Origin of the sequence: Megasphaera sp. UBA4382, from assembly GCF_002391155.1 — a bacterium.
GTDB classification, from domain to species: domain Bacteria; phylum Bacillota; class Negativicutes; order Veillonellales; family Megasphaeraceae; genus Megasphaera; species Megasphaera hexanoica.
The window spans coordinates 14,464-32,113 of record NZ_DGRS01000039.1 but is presented as its reverse complement, the minus strand read 5'-3'; the positions used below and the strand labels follow the sequence as shown (position 1 = coordinate 32,113).

22 protein-coding genes are annotated in these 17,650 nt (G+C 42.4%); 20 read left to right on the top strand and 2 right to left on the bottom strand.

Annotation, left to right across the window (positions count from 1 at the left end; all coding sequences use genetic code 11):
* From B4H10_RS04425 to B4H10_RS04385, 9 genes are all read left to right on the top strand, one after another.
* The coding region (locus tag B4H10_RS04425; protein ID WP_292018267.1) for an AAA family ATPase at nucleotides 1–887 on the top strand (887 nt) is incomplete at its 5' end.
* Nucleotides 888–1,891: 1,004 nt separating this feature from the next.
* Complete coding sequence (locus B4H10_RS04420; protein ID WP_292018266.1) at nucleotides 1,892–2,380, top strand: hypothetical protein; 489 nt, start codon at nucleotides 1,892–1,894, stop codon at nucleotides 2,378–2,380.
* A gap of 402 nt (nucleotides 2,381–2,782) precedes the next feature.
* On the top strand, nucleotides 2,783–3,064 hold the full coding sequence (locus tag B4H10_RS04415; protein ID WP_292018265.1) for a hypothetical protein: 282 nt from the start codon (nucleotides 2,783–2,785) through the stop codon (nucleotides 3,062–3,064).
* Nucleotides 3,036–3,572 carry an N-acetylmuramoyl-L-alanine amidase family protein gene (locus B4H10_RS04410; protein ID WP_292018264.1) on the top strand — a complete coding sequence of 179 codons (537 nt, stop codon included), beginning with the start codon at nucleotides 3,036–3,038 and terminating at the stop codon, nucleotides 3,570–3,572. The genes B4H10_RS04415 and B4H10_RS04410 overlap by 29 nt, the downstream gene beginning before the upstream one ends.
* Nucleotides 3,573–3,878: 306 nt before the next feature.
* Entirely contained in the window at nucleotides 3,879–4,031 is a 153-nt protein-coding gene (locus tag B4H10_RS04405; protein WP_292018263.1) for a hypothetical protein, read from the top strand.
* On the top strand, nucleotides 3,998–4,213 hold the full coding sequence (locus B4H10_RS04400; protein WP_059075785.1) for a DUF1659 domain-containing protein: 216 nt from the start codon (nucleotides 3,998–4,000) through the stop codon (nucleotides 4,211–4,213). Before B4H10_RS04405 ends, B4H10_RS04400 begins: the two co-directional genes overlap by 34 nt.
* A 193-nt stretch (nucleotides 4,214–4,406) precedes the next feature.
* On the top strand, nucleotides 4,407–4,748 hold the full coding sequence (locus B4H10_RS04395) for a DUF2922 domain-containing protein (RefSeq protein ID WP_292018262.1): 342 nt from the start codon (nucleotides 4,407–4,409) through the stop codon (nucleotides 4,746–4,748).
* 92 nt (nucleotides 4,749–4,840) lie between these two features.
* Nucleotides 4,841–5,461 carry a sigma-70 family RNA polymerase sigma factor gene (locus tag B4H10_RS04390; protein WP_292018261.1) on the top strand — a complete coding sequence of 207 codons (621 nt, stop codon included), beginning with the start codon at nucleotides 4,841–4,843 and terminating at the stop codon, nucleotides 5,459–5,461.
* 16 nt (nucleotides 5,462–5,477) lie between these two features.
* Nucleotides 5,478–5,732 carry a hypothetical protein gene (locus B4H10_RS04385; protein WP_059075787.1) on the top strand — a complete coding sequence of 85 codons (255 nt, stop codon included), beginning with the start codon at nucleotides 5,478–5,480 and terminating at the stop codon, nucleotides 5,730–5,732.
* A gap of 298 nt (nucleotides 5,733–6,030) precedes the next feature.
* On the opposite strand, the gene B4H10_RS04380 is transcribed toward B4H10_RS04385, so the two are convergent.
* Complete coding sequence (locus B4H10_RS04380) at nucleotides 6,031–6,792, bottom strand: HNH endonuclease (RefSeq protein ID WP_292018260.1); 762 nt, start codon at nucleotides 6,790–6,792, stop codon at nucleotides 6,031–6,033.
* A 237-nt stretch (nucleotides 6,793–7,029) separates the two neighbouring features.
* Between B4H10_RS04380 and B4H10_RS04375 the strand changes: the two genes are divergently transcribed.
* The 9 genes from B4H10_RS04375 to B4H10_RS04335 all read left to right on the top strand — a co-directional run bounded on the left by B4H10_RS04375 (nucleotide 7,030) and on the right by B4H10_RS04335 (nucleotide 15,769).
* Nucleotides 7,030–7,293, top strand: coding sequence for a hypothetical protein (locus B4H10_RS04375; RefSeq protein ID WP_292017086.1), 264 nt, complete (start codon nucleotides 7,030–7,032; stop codon nucleotides 7,291–7,293).
* Nucleotides 7,294–7,310: 17 nt separating this feature from the next.
* Nucleotides 7,311–8,069 (top strand): hypothetical protein, encoded by a 759-nt coding sequence (locus B4H10_RS04370; protein ID WP_292018259.1) that lies wholly within the window; start codon nucleotides 7,311–7,313, stop codon nucleotides 8,067–8,069.
* The gene (locus B4H10_RS04365) at nucleotides 8,011–9,624 is read left to right on the top strand and encodes a hypothetical protein (RefSeq protein ID WP_292018258.1); all 1,614 of its coding nucleotides are present in this window, start codon (nucleotides 8,011–8,013) and stop codon (nucleotides 9,622–9,624) included. The genes B4H10_RS04370 and B4H10_RS04365 overlap by 59 nt, the downstream gene beginning before the upstream one ends.
* A gap of 7 nt (nucleotides 9,625–9,631) precedes the next feature.
* Nucleotides 9,632–10,396, top strand: a complete 765-nt coding sequence (locus B4H10_RS04360) for an ATP-dependent helicase (protein WP_292018257.1) — start codon at nucleotides 9,632–9,634, stop codon at nucleotides 10,394–10,396.
* A gap of 200 nt (nucleotides 10,397–10,596) precedes the next feature.
* Entirely contained in the window at nucleotides 10,597–11,688 is a 1,092-nt protein-coding gene (locus B4H10_RS04355; protein ID WP_292018256.1) for a DNA cytosine methyltransferase, read from the top strand.
* Between the two features lie 147 nt (nucleotides 11,689–11,835).
* Nucleotides 11,836–12,249, top strand: a complete 414-nt coding sequence (locus B4H10_RS04350) for a hypothetical protein (protein WP_292017090.1) — start codon at nucleotides 11,836–11,838, stop codon at nucleotides 12,247–12,249.
* 42 nt (nucleotides 12,250–12,291) lie between these two features.
* A complete protein-coding gene (locus tag B4H10_RS04345; RefSeq protein ID WP_292018255.1) occupies nucleotides 12,292–13,491 on the top strand; it encodes a restriction endonuclease PLD domain-containing protein in 1,200 nt (399 codons plus the stop codon).
* Nucleotides 13,488–15,338, top strand: a complete 1,851-nt coding sequence (locus B4H10_RS04340; protein ID WP_292018254.1) for a Z1 domain-containing protein — start codon at nucleotides 13,488–13,490, stop codon at nucleotides 15,336–15,338. The genes B4H10_RS04345 and B4H10_RS04340 overlap by 4 nt, the downstream gene beginning before the upstream one ends.
* A gap of 17 nt (nucleotides 15,339–15,355) precedes the next feature.
* Nucleotides 15,356–15,769, top strand: coding sequence for a very short patch repair endonuclease (locus B4H10_RS04335; RefSeq protein ID WP_292018253.1), 414 nt, complete (start codon nucleotides 15,356–15,358; stop codon nucleotides 15,767–15,769).
* Nucleotides 15,770–15,845: 76 nt separating this feature from the next.
* Here B4H10_RS04335 and B4H10_RS04330 read toward each other — a convergent pair whose 3' ends face one another.
* Complete coding sequence (locus B4H10_RS04330) at nucleotides 15,846–16,499, bottom strand: Crp/Fnr family transcriptional regulator (RefSeq protein WP_292018252.1); 654 nt, start codon at nucleotides 16,497–16,499, stop codon at nucleotides 15,846–15,848.
* A 104-nt stretch (nucleotides 16,500–16,603) separates the two neighbouring features.
* Between B4H10_RS04330 and B4H10_RS04325 the strand changes: the two genes are divergently transcribed.
* Nucleotides 16,604–17,374: a creatininase family protein gene (locus tag B4H10_RS04325; RefSeq protein WP_113855835.1), complete on the top strand. Its 771-nt coding sequence runs from the start codon at nucleotides 16,604–16,606 to the stop codon at nucleotides 17,372–17,374.
* 22 nt (nucleotides 17,375–17,396) lie between these two features.
* Nucleotides 17,397–17,630, top strand: a complete 234-nt coding sequence (locus B4H10_RS04320) for a hypothetical protein (protein ID WP_113855836.1) — start codon at nucleotides 17,397–17,399, stop codon at nucleotides 17,628–17,630.
* The last annotated feature ends 20 nt before the right edge of the window (nucleotides 17,631–17,650 follow it).

Here is a 17,650-nt window from a genome sequence, read left to right as displayed (position 1 = left end):
CCTTTGCCCTCATCGAACTGTGCATCGCCATAGCCGAAGGGACCTCCTGGCTGGGACAATTCCCCTGCCACCGGGGCAATGTTTTATATATCAATCTGGAATTAAATAGAGCGTCCTGTATTGACCGGTTCTGCCGGATCTACAATGCCCTCGGCCTTGCCGGGGACCATGACGACGCCATCGACCTGTGGAACTGCCGCGGTCATGCCCGCCCCATGGAACAACTGGTCCGCGATATCGTCCGCCGGACAGCCGGGAAAGACTACATGGCCATCGTCCTCGACCCTATATACAAAATCACCAATGGCGACGAAAACAGTGCCTTTGACATGGGGCAGTTCTGCAACCAGCTGGACAAACTGGCGGCAGTGAAACAGTGCGCTGTCATCTATTGCCATCACTACAGCAAAGGCAGCCAGACCGTCAAAAAAGCACAGGACCGGGCATCGGGCTCAGGCGTATTCAGTCGTGACGCCGACGCTATCCTCGACATGCTCGACGTCAAAAGCCCTATCGGAGCCCCGCCGGCCTTCCGGATTGAGGCCATCCTGCGCGAATTCGCCCCGCCGCTGCCCTTTTACATCACCTTCGACTATCCCATCCACCACATCGACTACACGGGCCTCATCGCCTCGTATAACGAAGACCTGGACAACCTGGGCCGGGGACGGGAAGACATGCTGGCTGGAAAAAAACAAAAATGCCTCAGCAACCAGCAGCTCATGCGGGAAGTATTTGATGAAATTATGGAGGAAAAGGAAGAAGTCTATATAGGTGACCTGATGAAAAAAATGGGCATGAGCCGCAGTTCCATTAAACGGTACATAGACGAAAGCACGGATTTAGAAAGGAATAAAAAAGGAAACGTATATATAAGAAAAAGATAAATCGAAACGTAATAAATGCCTGCCCAAAACACCTGCCCACATTGGCATATATATAGATATGGACAGTATCACCCTCAAAATTGGCAGCCAGTCCCGGACGGGAAGAGCGGGGAGCTGGAGACTCCCCCGCTCAAACCCGGTCACGGGAACTGGCCCGCGCGGGGAAAGGGAAGGAAGGGCCGCCGTTAGCGGCTGGTGGTTAGTGGGAAGAGATAGTTTGATGTTTAATGTTTGATGTTTGATGAAGCCGGTTCGACGGACCGACTATTTTTACACAAAAATCAGCAAGATAGTGCCGCGACGGCCGGCGTTTTACGTCAGGCATCGCCGACGGGGCCGTCAGATGCAAGGAGGATGGAAGGAGTCATAGCAGGGCTACGAAGGGCCGTAGTTCGTTTATCGAAGCCGGTTCGACGGACCGACTATTTTTACACAAAAATCAGCAAGATAGTGCCGCGACGGCCGGCGTTTTACGTCAGGCATCGCCGACGGGGCCGTCAGATGCAAGGAGGATGGAAGGAGGCGTAGCAGGGCTACGAAGGGCAGTAGGTCGTTGGCCGTAGTTCGTTTATCGAAGCCGGTTCGTCGAACCTCATGTTTTAATACAAAAATCTGCATACAGGCCACACGACAGGAGACGCTTTCTATCCTGAATCGCACGAGATGGCACCAGATGCAAGGCGGAAGAAGGAGGCGTAGTGGAGCTACGAAGGGCCGCCGTTAGCGGCTGGTGGTTAGTGGGAAGAGATAGTTTGATGTTTGATGTTTGATGTTTGATGAAGCCGGTTTGACGGACCGACTATTTTTACACAAAAATCAGCATACAGGCCACACGACAGGAGACGCTTTCTATCCTGAATCGCACGAGATGGTACCAGATGCAAGGCGGAAGAAGGAGGCGTAGTGGAGCTACGCCGACTGATGACAACGAAGCAGATGGTGCCAAATCGGGTGAGACAGGTGAAAGAAGTCTCCTGCCGTGCGGCCAACGAGGAGACGGTGTTATGGATCTGCAACAGCGGGCCCGGTCGGCATTTGCCATCGTACTGGAGGCCATGACCCGGCGCCAGTCCCGGCTGCGTGCCGACAGGGATATCCGCACATTGACAATAAAACTTATCGAGAAAGTCGAAGCCGTGGCAGAGCCGGAGGACTGGCCGGTCAGCGAATATACGGACGATTTCCGGGAATACCATCCCGAAGATTCGGCCATCTGGGAACGGTTCTTCTTCCACGCCATGTTCGTCAGTACGGACCTGGCGGACTGCCTGTGCTTTTTGCGGGCCGGCGGTGCTATCCTCATCCCCGATGCCGCCTATGGCTACATCATCCGCCCCGTCATCGGCGGGCACGGCTACCGCAGCCAGAGCGAATACGACCGGATGAAACAGCCCCTCCGGAAATGGCAGGCCGACATCATCCACATCCTGCGCCTGCTCCACCACGAGCAACGCCGCTATGCAAGGTACGAGGAAGGAAGGCTGGCGTTGTGATGGACCGCGGTCAGTGATTAGTGATTAGTGGGAAGAAAAGGCAGTTTGAAGTTTGATGTTTGATGTTTGACGAAGCCGGTTCGACGTGCAGGGTATCTTTGCCGTCCCTGAGAAGCGGTCCTTCGCAGGGGTAGCTTGCTACACTGCCGGTTCGTCGAACCAACTATCTTTACAAAAAATAGCATTACAGGCCACACGACGGGAAACGCTTTCTATCCTGAATCGCACGAGATGGCATCAGCTGCAAGGAGGATGGAGGGAGCCATAGCGGGGCTATGGTGACCGACGACGACGCGGCAGATGGTGCCAGATCGGGTGAGGCAGGGGAAAGAAGTTTCCTGCCGTGTGGCCGATTGGTTGCCAAGTGACGAAATCCGTCCCCCTTATAGAGTGAAAGGAGACATGCTTATGAATCCATTTATCCGACATTTTCCCAAAGAACGCATCGTCTATTTCGTGCGTCAGGCTATCGAGATGCTGGTATCGCTCAGACCCTATGCGGCCTGTCGTACCAGTGCCACCTGTCCCTGTCCGGCGGCTTCATCCCGGCCGGTGACGGGCATCGCCATCGGCGACGAAGTGACACTCAATATGCGTTCCCGCAAGCCTGCTGAGCGCAGGCGCGTCGAATTTCCACGAAGAAAGGAGAGCGAATATGTTTGTTTACCTCAATCCCGGCCATGATATGTTCCGTGACCCGGGAGCCGTCAATGACCATTTGGCCCTGACAGAAGCACAGCTGGCCCGGGACCTGGCCTGGCTCATCTCGAAACGCCTCGACCAGCACCGGATCCGCAATATCGTCGAGCAGAACGACGACCTCTTTGGCGTCATCTGCAATGCCAACCGCTGGCAGGCCGACCTCTTCGTGTCCATCCATTTCAACGCCTTCAACAGGCACGCCACGGGCACGGAGACCTTCGTGAGCTATACCCCGCACAGCGTCATGGCAGGCCACGCCATACAGCAGAATGTTTGTGCCGCACTGGAACTGCCCGACCGGGGCATTAAGGAAAACATGAACCTCCTGGTCATCAATAGCACATCCATGCCGGCAGTACTCGTAGAAGTCTGCTTCATCGACAACGATGACGACATCAGGCGCTACGAAGAACGGAAAGGCCGGACCGCCGACGCCATAGCAACCGCCATCATCCAGTACATGGGACAGTTGGAAGGAAAAGCGGCGTAGGAAGGGCCGCCGTTAGCGGCTGGTGGTTAGTGGAAAGGGAGAGAAAAGGCAGTTTGAAGTTTGAAGTTTGACGAGGCCGGTTCGTCGAACCGCATATTTTCATACAAAAATTAGCAATTAGGACCCACGACCGATGGCGGTTTCCCGTCTGAATCGTCGGCGGGGCCGTTGGTTGTAGTTCGTAGTTCGTTCATCAAAGCTGGTTCGTCGAACCAACTATTTATACAAAAAAACTAGCATATAGGCCACACGACGGGCGGCGCTTTCTAATCTGAATCGCACGAGATGGTACCAACTGCAAGGAGGATGGAGGGAGTCATAGCGGCGCTATGGCGACTGACGACGACGCGGCAGATGGTGCCAGATCGGGTGAGGCAGGTGAAAGAAGCCGCCAGCCGTGCGGCCAGCGGAAAGGAGGAAAAGGAATGGCAGAACGTAGTAACTTATCCAATAAGTTGAAACTCGTCGTATCCTACCGGGACGCCGACGACAACGAAAAGACCCGTCAGATCACCTTCAAGAATCTGAAGGGTAATGCCGATGCTACCGCCGTCTACGGCGCAGCAGAAGCACTGGCCGGACTGCAGGAAGATGCGCTCATCCGCATCTCCGAAGTCACCGAAAACGTCATTGAGGGGTAAGGCCCGCAGGCCGTGTGAAGGGATAGTTTGAAGTTTGATGTTTAAGGAAAGGACCGTAAATCGTAGGCCGTAGTTCGTTCATCGAAGCCGGTTCGTCGAACCGATTATTTTTACAAAAAATTAGCATATAGGCCACACGACGGGCGGCGCTTTCTAACCTGAATCGCACGAGATGGTACCAGCTGCAAGGAGGATGGAGGGAGTCATAGCGGCGCTATGGCGACTGACGACGACGCGGCAGATGGTGCCAGATCGGGTGAGGCAGGTGAAAGAAGCCGCCAGCCGTGCGGCCGGCGGAAAGGAGAAAGAAATGGCTAAAAAAGAAACGCGGACGCTTAGTCTGGTACTGATCGACCCGAAAGGCAAGACCGTATCGTACAGCATCCGCAACCCGAAACCGGGCCTTGATAAAGAGGCCGTAGAAAATGCAGTCAAAGCCGTCATCGACGGCAAGATATTTGCTACTGCCAACGGGGACCTGATGGCGCTCAAGAGCTCCCAGGTAGTCACCCGCCAGGTAGAAACCCTGGAATAAGCGCAAGCATAAGGGACGGTAACACAATAGATGTGTCTGTATTGTGTTACCGCCCTGTTTTTTGCCGGTGAAAGGAGAGAGTTTTTTGTAGAATGACAAATGAAAATAAGGTACAATGGAAATGGACTTTAGACGTATTATCCCGCGCCAAGGACGGTGACACGGCGGCCTTTTCCCAGCTGGCAGAGCAGTACGGGCCGCTCATGGGCGCGGTCAGCTCCCGGTATGTATCGTATTATACGGACCTCTCCGAAGCCCGGCAGGCCACCCTGCGCGGACTTCATGAAGCTGTCTGCCGGTGGGATGGCACCCATTTTTCCAGCCTGCAGCAGCTTCACTATTTCCTAAAAAAGGAAATCCATCGGTACGTGCGCAACGAAACGGCACGCATGGCCTACGACCGCCGTCATTATGGCCAGAGCATCGACAGCGGCGGCCAATGGACCGACCTGCCAGATGCGATGGCTGATGATGCGCCCGGCCCGGCTGAAGCAGCTATCGAGACCGAACGGAATCAGATCCTGCAGAAAGCCTTGCAGAACCTGCCACCGAGAGAACGGCAGATTGTCACCGGCCGGATCTACGAAAACAAGACCGTCCGTGAACTGGGCGCCCATTTCGGCGTGACCCATCAATACATCTCCAAAATCTACGGCAAAGCCATCCAGAAATTACGCGACTGGCTGACGCCGTATGATATACAGCCTACGTAGAAAGGAGGAGAAACCGATGATACAATCTCTGATTGAACTCACCCATCCCCTGTGGAAGCATCTGGATAAAAAAGTGCAGTTGAAATTTTATGCCGAATGCATCTTAGATACGAACTATCCCGATGGGACCTTTTATTTCGTAAATACGAAACGGGGACTCCGGGCAAAAGGCGTCGAAGCATGCCACCGTCCCGACATCTATATCAAGCCGGACACACCACTGGAACCGTGCACCTGGCTGGAAGAAGGTGAAGAAGAAAAAGGAGCCTGACCGTTATCCTGTCCGGCAAAAAAATCCAATTTCCCCGGACAATCAGCAAAAATCTTTTTTTAAGAAAAGAAAGGAAAAACCTAAAAATGTAACACCATAAAAGCACTGCCTTTACTGGGCAGTGCTTTTATGTATATTCGCTTATATATAGTATTCATTGATACAAACGTATCAAAAACTACAATGGTAAATGTCTAGATTAGACGAAAATTAAGATTTGGGCTGATTTAGAAAAAAAGCTTGACAAGTGAGAAATAATATGATTGTTTTATGCGATAAAATACAATGAAAATTGGGATTACCGCTTGAAAATCACATCGTTGTGATATTGCAAAAATTTAGAATCAGGAAGTGTCCGATGGGGCAGGGTAATTTGCTTTTTATCAAAGGAACAAATCCAGTCGCGTGTCGTATCATCTAAATTGTTTTTTCGCTTTAATACATCTGAAACAATGATTTTGTAATCGGTACTGATAGTAATATACCCTTGGTCAAAAGCTCTATCATGCAGTGCATTGAGACAAAGACCATTATGAGGATTAGCTTTTTCCGTTTTATTTTCGCTATCTTTCCAGGGTTTTATGTGACTGGCAATTAAAAATGCAGGGATAGAAATTCCGGTGATACAGCAGCGATTTTCATAGGCACTCAGGACGGCATTACGGAAAAAGTTCTGTCCATAGCGGATTGAACTTTCCTGTATAATATTATGTCCTTCGGGGAAACTATAATCATCGTTTTTATCATACAATAATTTCTTTTTCAGCCTTTCATAAACTTCATTTAATTTTTCATAGTTTTGTGAATACGTCTCCCATACATATTGATCCATTTTGCTGCCGTGTGACAATCCTTCAACATTACGCTTTCGTAAATTTTTATCAAATCTGGCTAGATTGCACATTTTCATAGCCATTGCATTAGCACTGCGGTTTAGAATTGATGCTGATTTTTCGATGAGAGGATTTTTTGAAGATATTCTGCCAAATGGAATCTGATAATACAGAGAAAGAGCAATGAGAGTTTCTTCCTCATTCCAATTTTTTCTAATGCCACTCATACAATCACCTTCTTTATAGGCCTATTATACCAGGACAGTATATTAGTTGTTAATAATAATATTAAAAATATTAAAAAATTATATGATGCTCGATATATGCTTACTGACACTATTATAAATATTTAAAAAATAATTTTAATATATTTAGAATAATATACACTAACATATGCTGAATATTGACAAATAATAGTAAAAATAATATCATAATATATATAATGTGTAACGGAAGGTGATAATATGGCTAATATAGTGAAAAATGATGATGTGATTTTGAAAAAAGAAACGAAAAGAGAAAAATTTATACGGCTTGCGGAAGCCCGTACAAACAAAATTCTTGATATGTTGCAGTTGTTAGGTAATTGTTCTAATACAAATATATATGATTATACTCAAAAAGATGTAGAAAAAATTTTTGCAGCTATTGAATCAGAAGTAAAAGAAACAAAGAAAAAATTTAATAAAATGGATAATAAAAAGAATGATCGTTTTACACTTGAATAAAATGGGAGGAATGTTTTATGAATAATATGAACCTAACTCCGATACCGCAGAATTACAAAAATAATGTTGAGTGGATTTTGGGAGCTTATACAGATGCTGGCATCACGTTTCCTAATGGATTTCAGAAAGATGCCATTCAAAATGCTGTAGGTGCAAGAAAAACAAACAAGTGGAAAAATTGGAGATGCGATATATCCCTTGTGAAAAATGAAAAAGGACAGTATATCATTGTAGAAGATTCTGGCACAGTAGGATTAACGGGGAAAATTATTCCTATATCAGAAATTGATAAGTTAATGGCACAAGGGAGCGTATTGGGGCCAGATGAAAGACTATCCAGATTCACATCCATGTTTAATTCAGGTGGAAATACGACAGGCGGCGGACTTTTTGGAGCTGGTAAAAGTGTCTATTCTGTTGCATCACAATCCTATACATATTACTATGATTCTTTAAGAGAAGATGGAGTATACGTTGCTAATGTTAACCGATGTGGGCAGGTTCTGGCTGAATCTCTAATAAATGACGACGCTAAAAAATTTATAAAAGATAAAACGGGTTTATCAGAGAAAAAAAGTACAGGTACACGGATCATTATTGAAAATCCTAGAAAGGACTTGATTGATTCTATTCAAAATGAAACAATCATACCGTATATTCAAGAATCATGGTGGCGGATTATAGAAAGGCTGAAAGATGGAGCTGCAATTTCTGTAAATGGAAAAGAAGTTTTTGGTTCCGAAGGAAATAAAGAGCGCTGCAACACATTCTTTTGAATTACAAAATGTGGAAACATATATAGATGGATATAGGGTAAAACATTTTGGCCTTTATACTTTTGATACTGGTAATAATATTTGGTCCGGGATTTCTTATTATCGTAAAGGAATGAAAATTGGAGACATTGATCTCAAGGATATCCCAAAAAAAATTGATGGTAAATTTTGGGGATATATTGAAGTTGACGAACAATGGGAAGATGAGCTATCCGGAATTGAAGACCGTGTACATTTTGGTGTCAGCAAAGGAAAAAAGAATACTAAAACCTTTCAAAATTTAAAAAATTACTGCAATAAAAAAGTAAGAGCAAATTTTATAGAATGGGGGTATATTAAAGATAAGGAAACGGAAGATAAAAAATTGCAGAATGAAATGCTGGAGATTGCAAATGATATTCAGAGCTTGTTTGAAAAACTTGGCTTTGAGTCATTAGGCAAAGGACCCAAAAAAGGCGATTTTTCTATTCGTTGGCAACATGTTGTGTATCCGAAATTGGGTTCAGAAGAAGTCACTACGGATGATGAAATAAGATTTTCTATTTTGATTAATAGTTCCTATGCAGCTGATAAAAAATTCGATTATAAAATTGCCGTTGTCGATCCCGATACGGGGGATGAAGTATCAAGAATTGCCGAAAATACAATTACAGTAGCTTCCAATGACAGAGAAAGAATAGATTTTTCCCATGTTGTTAAACCCAATAACTCTGTGCAGTACGCAGAAAACAGGATTGTACTATTTGTAAAAGTTAAAGGGAGTGGGAAAAGCGCAAAGAAAGAACTGCCATTTTTCTATGATATAGATAAGCCGGACACTTCCCGTTCTTATGTTGGTTTGGCACTGCACGAGTGTATTTTTCCCAGGACAAACAGCCGTAGAGTAAATTTTGGTGAAATGTTACATGATGTATCATATTCCATTGAAAATAAACGGGGTTTGGAATTGAAATATAGATTAAATATCAGTATCCATAATGCCAGTGTACCTACATGCGATAAAATTGTAGACATTGCTTCTTTAACGGGGATTGTACAACCTTATGAACAATGTATTAGTGACCCGATTAAAGATATTTTGTTTGACCAGAATGTGTATGAACAATATTTGACGTCTGGGATACTGGAACTACGAGCCCGTTTGATTGCAGTTGAAGATAGTGGAGAAATTGAAAAAGGTGATAAAATTACCTCATATAACTATAAAATTTATCTTAACTGTGATGAAAAAAATGGTTTTCAAGATTCCTTTTCTGTTCGTAGTGTTGATGCACCTGATGACTATAGGCGCTCTTGGTGCGAAACGGGAAATGGAAGGTCGATTACACTAAATGTAGGGCATCCAGCTTATTTATACGTTTCTGATTATCCAGAAGTTCAACATGAATATATACGAGAACAAATGTTGAAGCAATATGTTATGCTTTATCTTGAGGAAGGAAGATATGATATGTTTAATGTAAGTGGACAGATTTTTACAGAACTTGAACCACAAGAAGCTGCAGAACAGGTATTAAATAAAATGGAAAGTGTCTACTCTAAAAGTTTGAGGTGAGATAATTATGGGGCATATCGTATCAATAGATAAAGATGGTCATTTAGTCTATGAAGGTCTTTTGTCATCAAAAGAAAAAGCCACTATTGATGAAATTTTAGATGCGCTAAAAAAAGAAATTCCACAAATAGAATCAGATTTGAATGATAAATACGGAAAAAGTGTTCTCTATAAATATTATCTAGGAAAATTTTTAGCTGAGCAGCTGAAAAAATATAACATTTCTATTGCTGAAAGAAGAAAATTTTGGGATGAAATAAAGACCTTTGCGACTAATGAAAAACGGGTACGTAACGAAGGAGCCAATGCAGAAACGCGCAGTTTTTATGGACAGTGCTATAATCTTGCTCAGTTGGATGAAAACACTGTAGTACAATTATCATGGCGGCAATGGCAGGATATCTTTGATCGGGTCGGAAATCGTGAAGATAAACGGATTTTTCAATGGATTGGAAGATTGTCTGAAAAAATTAGAGAAGACGACTGGCGAGAGTTTGAGAAAGGGCTTCATTTATATCTCAAGAAAAAAGATACATCTGTCTTCTCAGATGATGAATTGTTTGAAATTTATGATTCTATTCTTTCTATGGGGAAATTTTGGAGAGAATCGTTTGCTAAGTTTTCAAAGGAACACCCGACTAGTGCAAAAATTAAGACAAAAGCCCGCAGATCAAAAAAATATCAGTCCGAATGCTTCCGTTTGCAGCGGGAATTACATGCTTCGCTTGACGAATCACTTTTTTCCCAAGCTTTTGAAATTGCTATGAGATAATAGTAATATATCAACTACCCACCCTCTCTTTTTTATCTTTGCTTATGCAAAAACGGAATTTTGAGTACTTTTAAATCTATTTTGTGGTATAATAATTTAATATGCAGTTCTGCAATATTCTGGTTTTTCTTAGTAGAAAAGCTGGTAATGTTACAGTACATGTAATACTTGATAATAAATAGATTAAAGGGGGTGAGGTCGTGGTATTTAGATTGGGAGAGCTTTTTTGCGGTCCCGGTGGATTAGCATATGGAGCTACTCATGCTATAATACCAAAACGGCCGGATTTACGTATAGAACATGCCTGGGCAAATGATTATGATGATGCAACCTGCAAAACATACCGACATAATATTTGTAAAGATGACGCATCTATGAGCGTATATTGTGGGGATGTTCGTAAACTAGATATCAGTTTGGAAAATCCCTTGTTTAAAGACCATCCATTTAATGCATTTGCTTTTGGATTTCCCTGTAATGATTTTTCTGTCGTAGGGGAACAAAAAGGTTTTGATGGAACTTTTGGGCCTTTATATACCTATGGAGTGAAAGTTCTGAAATTGTTTCAACCTGAATGGTTTTTAGCCGAAAATGTCAGCGGTCTTTCTAGTGCAAATAAGGGTGGAGCCTTTCCTCGAATTATGAAGGACCTTCATGATGCAGGATACAACATCTTCCCACATTTGTATAAATTTGAAGAATATGGCGTTCCTCAGGCTCGTCACAGAATTATTATTATTGGAATCAGAAAGGACTTTCCTTTTATCTTTTATCCGCCGGCTCCTATCACACCAGACATAAAAGACTATAAAACGTCACGTGAGGCATTAGAAAATCCTCCGATTGCACCGGATGCACCTAATAATGAATTACCGTGTATGACAAAAACGGTTGTTGAGCGCTTAAAATATATAAAGCCGGGGCAGAATGCGTTTAATGCAGATTTACCGGCGCATCTTCAATTGAACATTAAAGGAGCACGCATTAGTCAGATTTATAGAAGACTAGATCCGGACAAGCCGTCTTATACGGTAACTGGATCTGGCGGAGGAGGAACCCATATTTATCACTATTCAGAAAATAGGGCATTGACTAATCGGGAAAGAGCCCGGTTGCAGACGTTCCCAGATGACTTTGAATTTAAGGGGACGAGAGAAAAAGTCCGTCGCCAGATTGGGATGGCAGTTCCTTGTGACGGAGCACGTCAAATTTTTGAGGCTGTTTTAAAAACGTTTGCAAGGATTCCTTATAAGCATGTAGATAAATGCAATATAAAATTTAATAACGAATGAAGGTAAGTTTGACTAACATATTTTTATAAAGCCGCTGAGAAGCGGCTTTATTTGTTTTATGAAATTTAAGGAAATATTGTATTATTTTACTAAAATGTATATACTGATAATAAAGATATATAAAACACTGAAAAAGGAGTGATTTTTATGCCAAAGGCCGGGGATAGGTTAAATGTATTTTTCAATTCAGAGGCACCATTATCTTGGGGTACCCACCGATATCATAACTCTAGGACAAGACGTAGTGGAGAAAGATATATTCCTATTCCACGGAAAGAAGCTAAGCGTTTGGGACTTCGTAATAGCAATTGTGGTACTGGATTTGGAATCAATTTATTCAATGTACATTCTACAGATGGACATTTCAGTGGAGTATTAATGACTGCAGGATGCTCCCGCCGCGGGGATATGTATGCAAAACAATTTCAAGGTTACGGTAATCTTCGCGCTTTGCTTCCGTGGCTGGAATTACATAATGCTCAAGTGGGCGATGAAGTGCAGTTTGATTGGACCAGTACTACTGATATCGAAATGAAATTCATATCTCATCATGATGAATAAGTGGCAGTTTAATAAACATAAAAGTAATGGTTGGTGATGTGTATGCGGATTCTATATTCCAATATACCTCCGCTTCGTATAAAAGAAGGACAGGAAACGTTTATTGACGGGTTTCGCACAGCTTCTCAGGAAGCTGATAAATTAGATATTGCAGTAGGATATGTTTCTAAAGGTTCTCTTTTGGAACTTGATCAGTTGGTTCATGAAATGAAAATACAATATGTCCGTCTGAATATGGGCATGTATATGATAGAAGGCATTTCTGAAAGTACCTATCATACAGCCGTAGATGTAAATAAACGATGGCAGGAAGAAGGAATCGGAGAAATACGTCTGGTACGCCCTTTTAAATATCATGGAAAGCTTTATGTCTTTTATCGTGCAGACCAACCGTTCTGTGCCTTTATTGGATCGCATAATTTGGGGGCATTAAAGCTGGAGGCTGTAAACCGGCGTCAGTATGAAATATCAGCAGAAACTAGAGATTTGGAAGAAGTTCAGGAAATTGCAGATTTTGTAAATTCATTGAGCAGTCCGGTATGTTCGAGAAATTTGGCAGATATAGACAGCCATTCCATAAAATTGATTCGGGAAGTAAATACATCGCTTTCAGGTGTTGAATTGGTACATGAAGTACCTGATAAAAGTGTTGAATTATATCAGAAACATCGCGTGGGCAATATATTTAAACTACCTTTAAAAGTTCCTTCAAAAGAAGATATTGAATACGACCAGCTTCATGGAACAAAAACGGCGAAATTTACAAAATCAAATATTAATGTCTGTTATGCAGCTCCCCGGTCTGCCCGTAAAAATCGTGATTGGTATGAAACTCAGCTGACAGTTAGTACGGCAGTTCGCCAGCAGGAAGGATATCCAGAAAAAAATCATCCTTTTTTTGTCGTAACTGATGATGGGTATTGGTTTAAAGCTCATACAACGAGTGATGGAAATAAGCAGTTTAGTGCTGTAGGGGATGAGCTGATTATGGGGCGATGGCTGAAAGGCCGTTTAGCGGCTGCCGGTCTTGTTACTCCTGTTAATGATACAGGTAAAGATACAAAGTATAGGGGTATGATTACCCGCGAAATGCTGGATGCCTATGGAGCTGACAGCTTGGTGTTCTCTAAAACAGATCAAAAGGCAATAGACGAAGATGGGACAGAATTACCTGTTTGGACATTATCTTTTATATCTGTAAAAGATAATGAATCTTCCCCTGAGGAGGAAAAAGATAAATGAATTATCTTAAAGCTTATACGGATACAATCCGGGAACGCGGAAATGAAGGATTGGCAAAAACAATTGAAAAGACAGCAGCAGAGGTAGGTCAAAAATATCTTGCTGACTTTGATTATGTCAGTCATAAAATAGGATTGCTTTTTGGTAATGTACAATCGGGTAAAACTGCGCAGATGTTTGGCATTATCTGCGAAGCGGCAGATCAGGGATTTGCTGCCTTCTTACTGCTGACAACGGATAACGTTGCATTGCAGCAGCAGACTTTACAACGGGTAGAAAATGATTTAGGGCATTTTTGTATTTGTGGAGAAAATGACGCCATGAAATTCACCGAAAATGCCCTTGTTAAACCAGTTATCATTGTGCTTAAAAAGAATTACCGTGTTTTGAGACAGTGGGCTAATATTATGCGTTCAACGTCATTTATGATCGGTAATCCTTTGTTTATTTTAGATGATGAAGCGGACGCCGCTTCGTTGAATACGCTGGTTAATAGCAGCAGGCAGTCAAGTATTAACCGGTATTTAGATTATATAAAGAGTGAGGCTTCGAGCAGTATTTATTTACAAGTAACTGGAACACCACAGGCTATTTTTTTACAAACGATTATGAGTGGATTCCGCCCGTATTTTACGTATTATTTTAAACCGGGCAAGGGATATTTGGGCGGCGATTTCTTTTTCTCTGAATCTGGAAGAAGTTGTATACGCCTGATTGATGATATGGATGAACCTTTGCGTCAAGCGGTCTTTCATCATCTCGCGGTATCTATACAGCTTTTAAAATCGGGTGTACCAGCGGCTAATTTTATGATTCATCCCAGCGTTCGGATGAATATACATAATAAATACAAAAAGGAAATAGAGAATATACTCCATGAGATTCATACTGATTTTGAATCAGAAAGCATACAAAATTTATTAAGAGAGGCTTATAACAGACTTCATCCTCAAAAGCATATGTTGCTGCCTTTTGGTCAGATTAAACAAGGTGTTTGGGAACTCCTTGAAAATAAAGAAATTAAAATTCTTATTATGAATGGCAAACATGAAGTTCGTGCTGAAGAGTATGCATCAGGATCTAATATTCTCATTGGGGGAAATACCCTTGGCCGGGGTGTTACATTTAGCGGGCTTCATACTATTTTTTATACACGAACGGCTAAAAAGCCGCAGGCTGACACGATGTGGCAGCATAGCCGCATGTTTGGATATGATCGTGATCCAGGACTCATTGAACTCTATTTAGATAATCGTTTGTATAAGCTCTTTTGTGATATTAATGCAACTAATAATGCGATAATTGCACAAATAGAACGCGGTATTGAAAATGTTAAAATGTATTATCCTGAAGAATTGAGTCCGACACGAAAAGAAGTACTGGATAAACGGTATGTATTTGCCGTGTCGGGCGGAACGAATTATTTTCCGTTTGATCCCGTTAATGATTCTATTGAAGAATTGGATACGTTATTACAGCCATTCGATGATCATGTAGAGAAATATCAAGTTTCTATGCAGATTATTAAGCGGGTTTTAGAACATATACAAACCGAACCGGAATTTCCATTAAAAGCATTTATGTCAATTATCAACATGTACATTGCTAAAAATCCAGGTGTTCAGGCAAATCTCATTGTACGGCGGAATCGTGATATAAAAAAAGGATCGGGGGCATTGTTGTCTCCTAATGATTGGAACATTGGAAAAAATATTACCGATAAAGTGGTACTGACCGTTTATAAAATGACGGGCAGCAAAGGATGGGATGGTCAAAAAATATGGGTTCCTAATATTAAATTCCCTGATGATGCCATTTATTATGATGTAGCAGATGCTGATGAATAAAGGATGAGAAGACTGCTATGGACGATATGACTAAGGAACAGCGTCATAAAAATATGTCTCATATCCGGGCGGAAAATACCCAAGCCGAAGTTCTGCTGCGGAAAGCTCTTTGGCATCGTGGCATACGGTACCGCAAGAATTATAAGGAGCTGCCGGGGAAGCCTGATATTGCTATCACGCGATGTCATATTGCCGTATTTGTAGATGGAGATTTCTGGCATGCCCGGGGACATCAGGAGTACCCGGGGGAACAGGTGAAAAGCAACCCTCAGTATTGGCAGAAAAAGCTGGCGCGCAATGTGGAACGGGACAAAGAAGTGAATGATGCATTGACCAGTATGGGCTGGCTGGTACTGCGGTTCTGGGCCAGTGATGTAGAAAAGGAGCTCGATGCATGCGTCAGTAAAATTTGTGACTACTGTGGGAAATGAAAATAAACCAGATATTTGCAAAGCATAAAGTGAAGCACGAATATGATGCGCATGAGTATCATATTCGTGCTTCCTTTTATTTACAGTGCATAACGATGATGTGCCGGTGGACTTTGCAAATTTTACCTTCTTTTTCCAGTTTTGATAGTTCCCTTGTGATGGTACTGCGGGTAGAGCCCAACATTTGTGAAAAATCTTCATGAGTAAACGGATATTTTATGCGTATGCCAGAAGGTACGGAAGTCCCATGTTGATGTGCCAGCCGAAGTAGTAAATTATATAGACGCTGTGAGATATTACAGTATGCAGTATCTTTTATTTGAGCCATCAAAATCCGGATTTTTGTAGAATGCAGTTGCATAATAGCCTTTGTATATGCTGGATTTATTTTTAAAATATCAAAAAATTCGATTTTGTTGATTCGTTTTAAAATGACGGGGGTAATGGCAGTTGTGATTACCTTATCCTCATCTTCTTGCAATAATGTGATTTCACCGAATACATCACCCGTTGATAACAAAAGAAGAATCCGGACGTTTCCATTTTCATCAACAAAACTATGTGAAATACATCCGGAACATATCAAGTATACATAATTATTCGTTCCTTCGTCACATGAAATCAATGCCCCTTTGGGTAGAGTGAATTTGGCCCCTGATTGGGAAAAAGCCTTTAATAATACGGTCCTATATGAGTTATAAATAGCTTTACTTGGAAAAAACGTATTCATCTTGTCTCATAATAATAGAAAAATGTGTTCTACAACACATACACTTTTTAATTTTTACTATATAATATAGCATATTCACAAAATAAACAAGGAGGAACTCAAAGATGAATACTTGGTTACAGACAAAAACATGGAAAGAAGCAAAAGAAGCGATTGAACAAAGTAAAGGTGTAGCAGTATTATCCATTGGAAGTGTAGAACAGCATAGTTATCATCTTCCTGTGGGGACAGATAGTTACGTTGCTATTGCACTGGCTGAAGAAGCTTGTCAAAAAACAAATGCCTTGTTAGTGCCTCCTATCTGGTTTGGCTGGAGTCCCCATCACATGGTGCTTCCAGGTACGATTACGATTAAAGCAGAAACGATGATTGCTCTGACCTATGATGTCATTGCGTCTCTAAAACATCATGGAATAACAAAATTTGTGTTAATCAATGGACATCGTATTGTTAATGTAATTTGGATGCAGCTGCTTGGTGAAAAGGTACAGCGGGAATTAGATGTTACCGTTAAAATTTTTGACCCGGCCTATATGTCTAAAGATATTGCAGCATCCTTAGGCTTTGGACCTGTAGGACATGCTGAAGAAGCAGAAACTTCACATATGTTGTATATTCATCCCGAACTGGTACATATGGAACTGGCTAAAGATAATCCGATCAAGGAGGTTCCGCTATATTCCGTAGATCCTGCTTATACTCATGACACACTATGTTACGTTCCCAGTAAATATCAAAGTGCTGAGAAAAATGCGAAGATAGCCGGTGGTACGACAGGGGAACCGACAAAAGCCAGTGCAGAAAAAGGAAAGATATATCATGAACACCTGATGAAGCATTTAATTACTGTCATTGAAGAATTGCAGGGGCAGTAAGGACGGGAAGGGGGAAATTGTTATGAAAAATTTTTCCTGTTCAAAACTCATATATGGTGTATTTATTCTCGTATTGATTATGGTAAATCCACCTGTTGTCTATTATGTCAGCGATTATGCGAAACTTCATCCGTTTGTTTTTGGTTGGCCAACCTTACTTGTATGGCTCGATTTCTGGTATGTTACTGGCATTCTTGCATTTATAGCTGGTGCATTTACCATCGAAAGTTGGAAACGGGTGTATAAAGATTATTGATGAGGGAAAGGATGTGATTG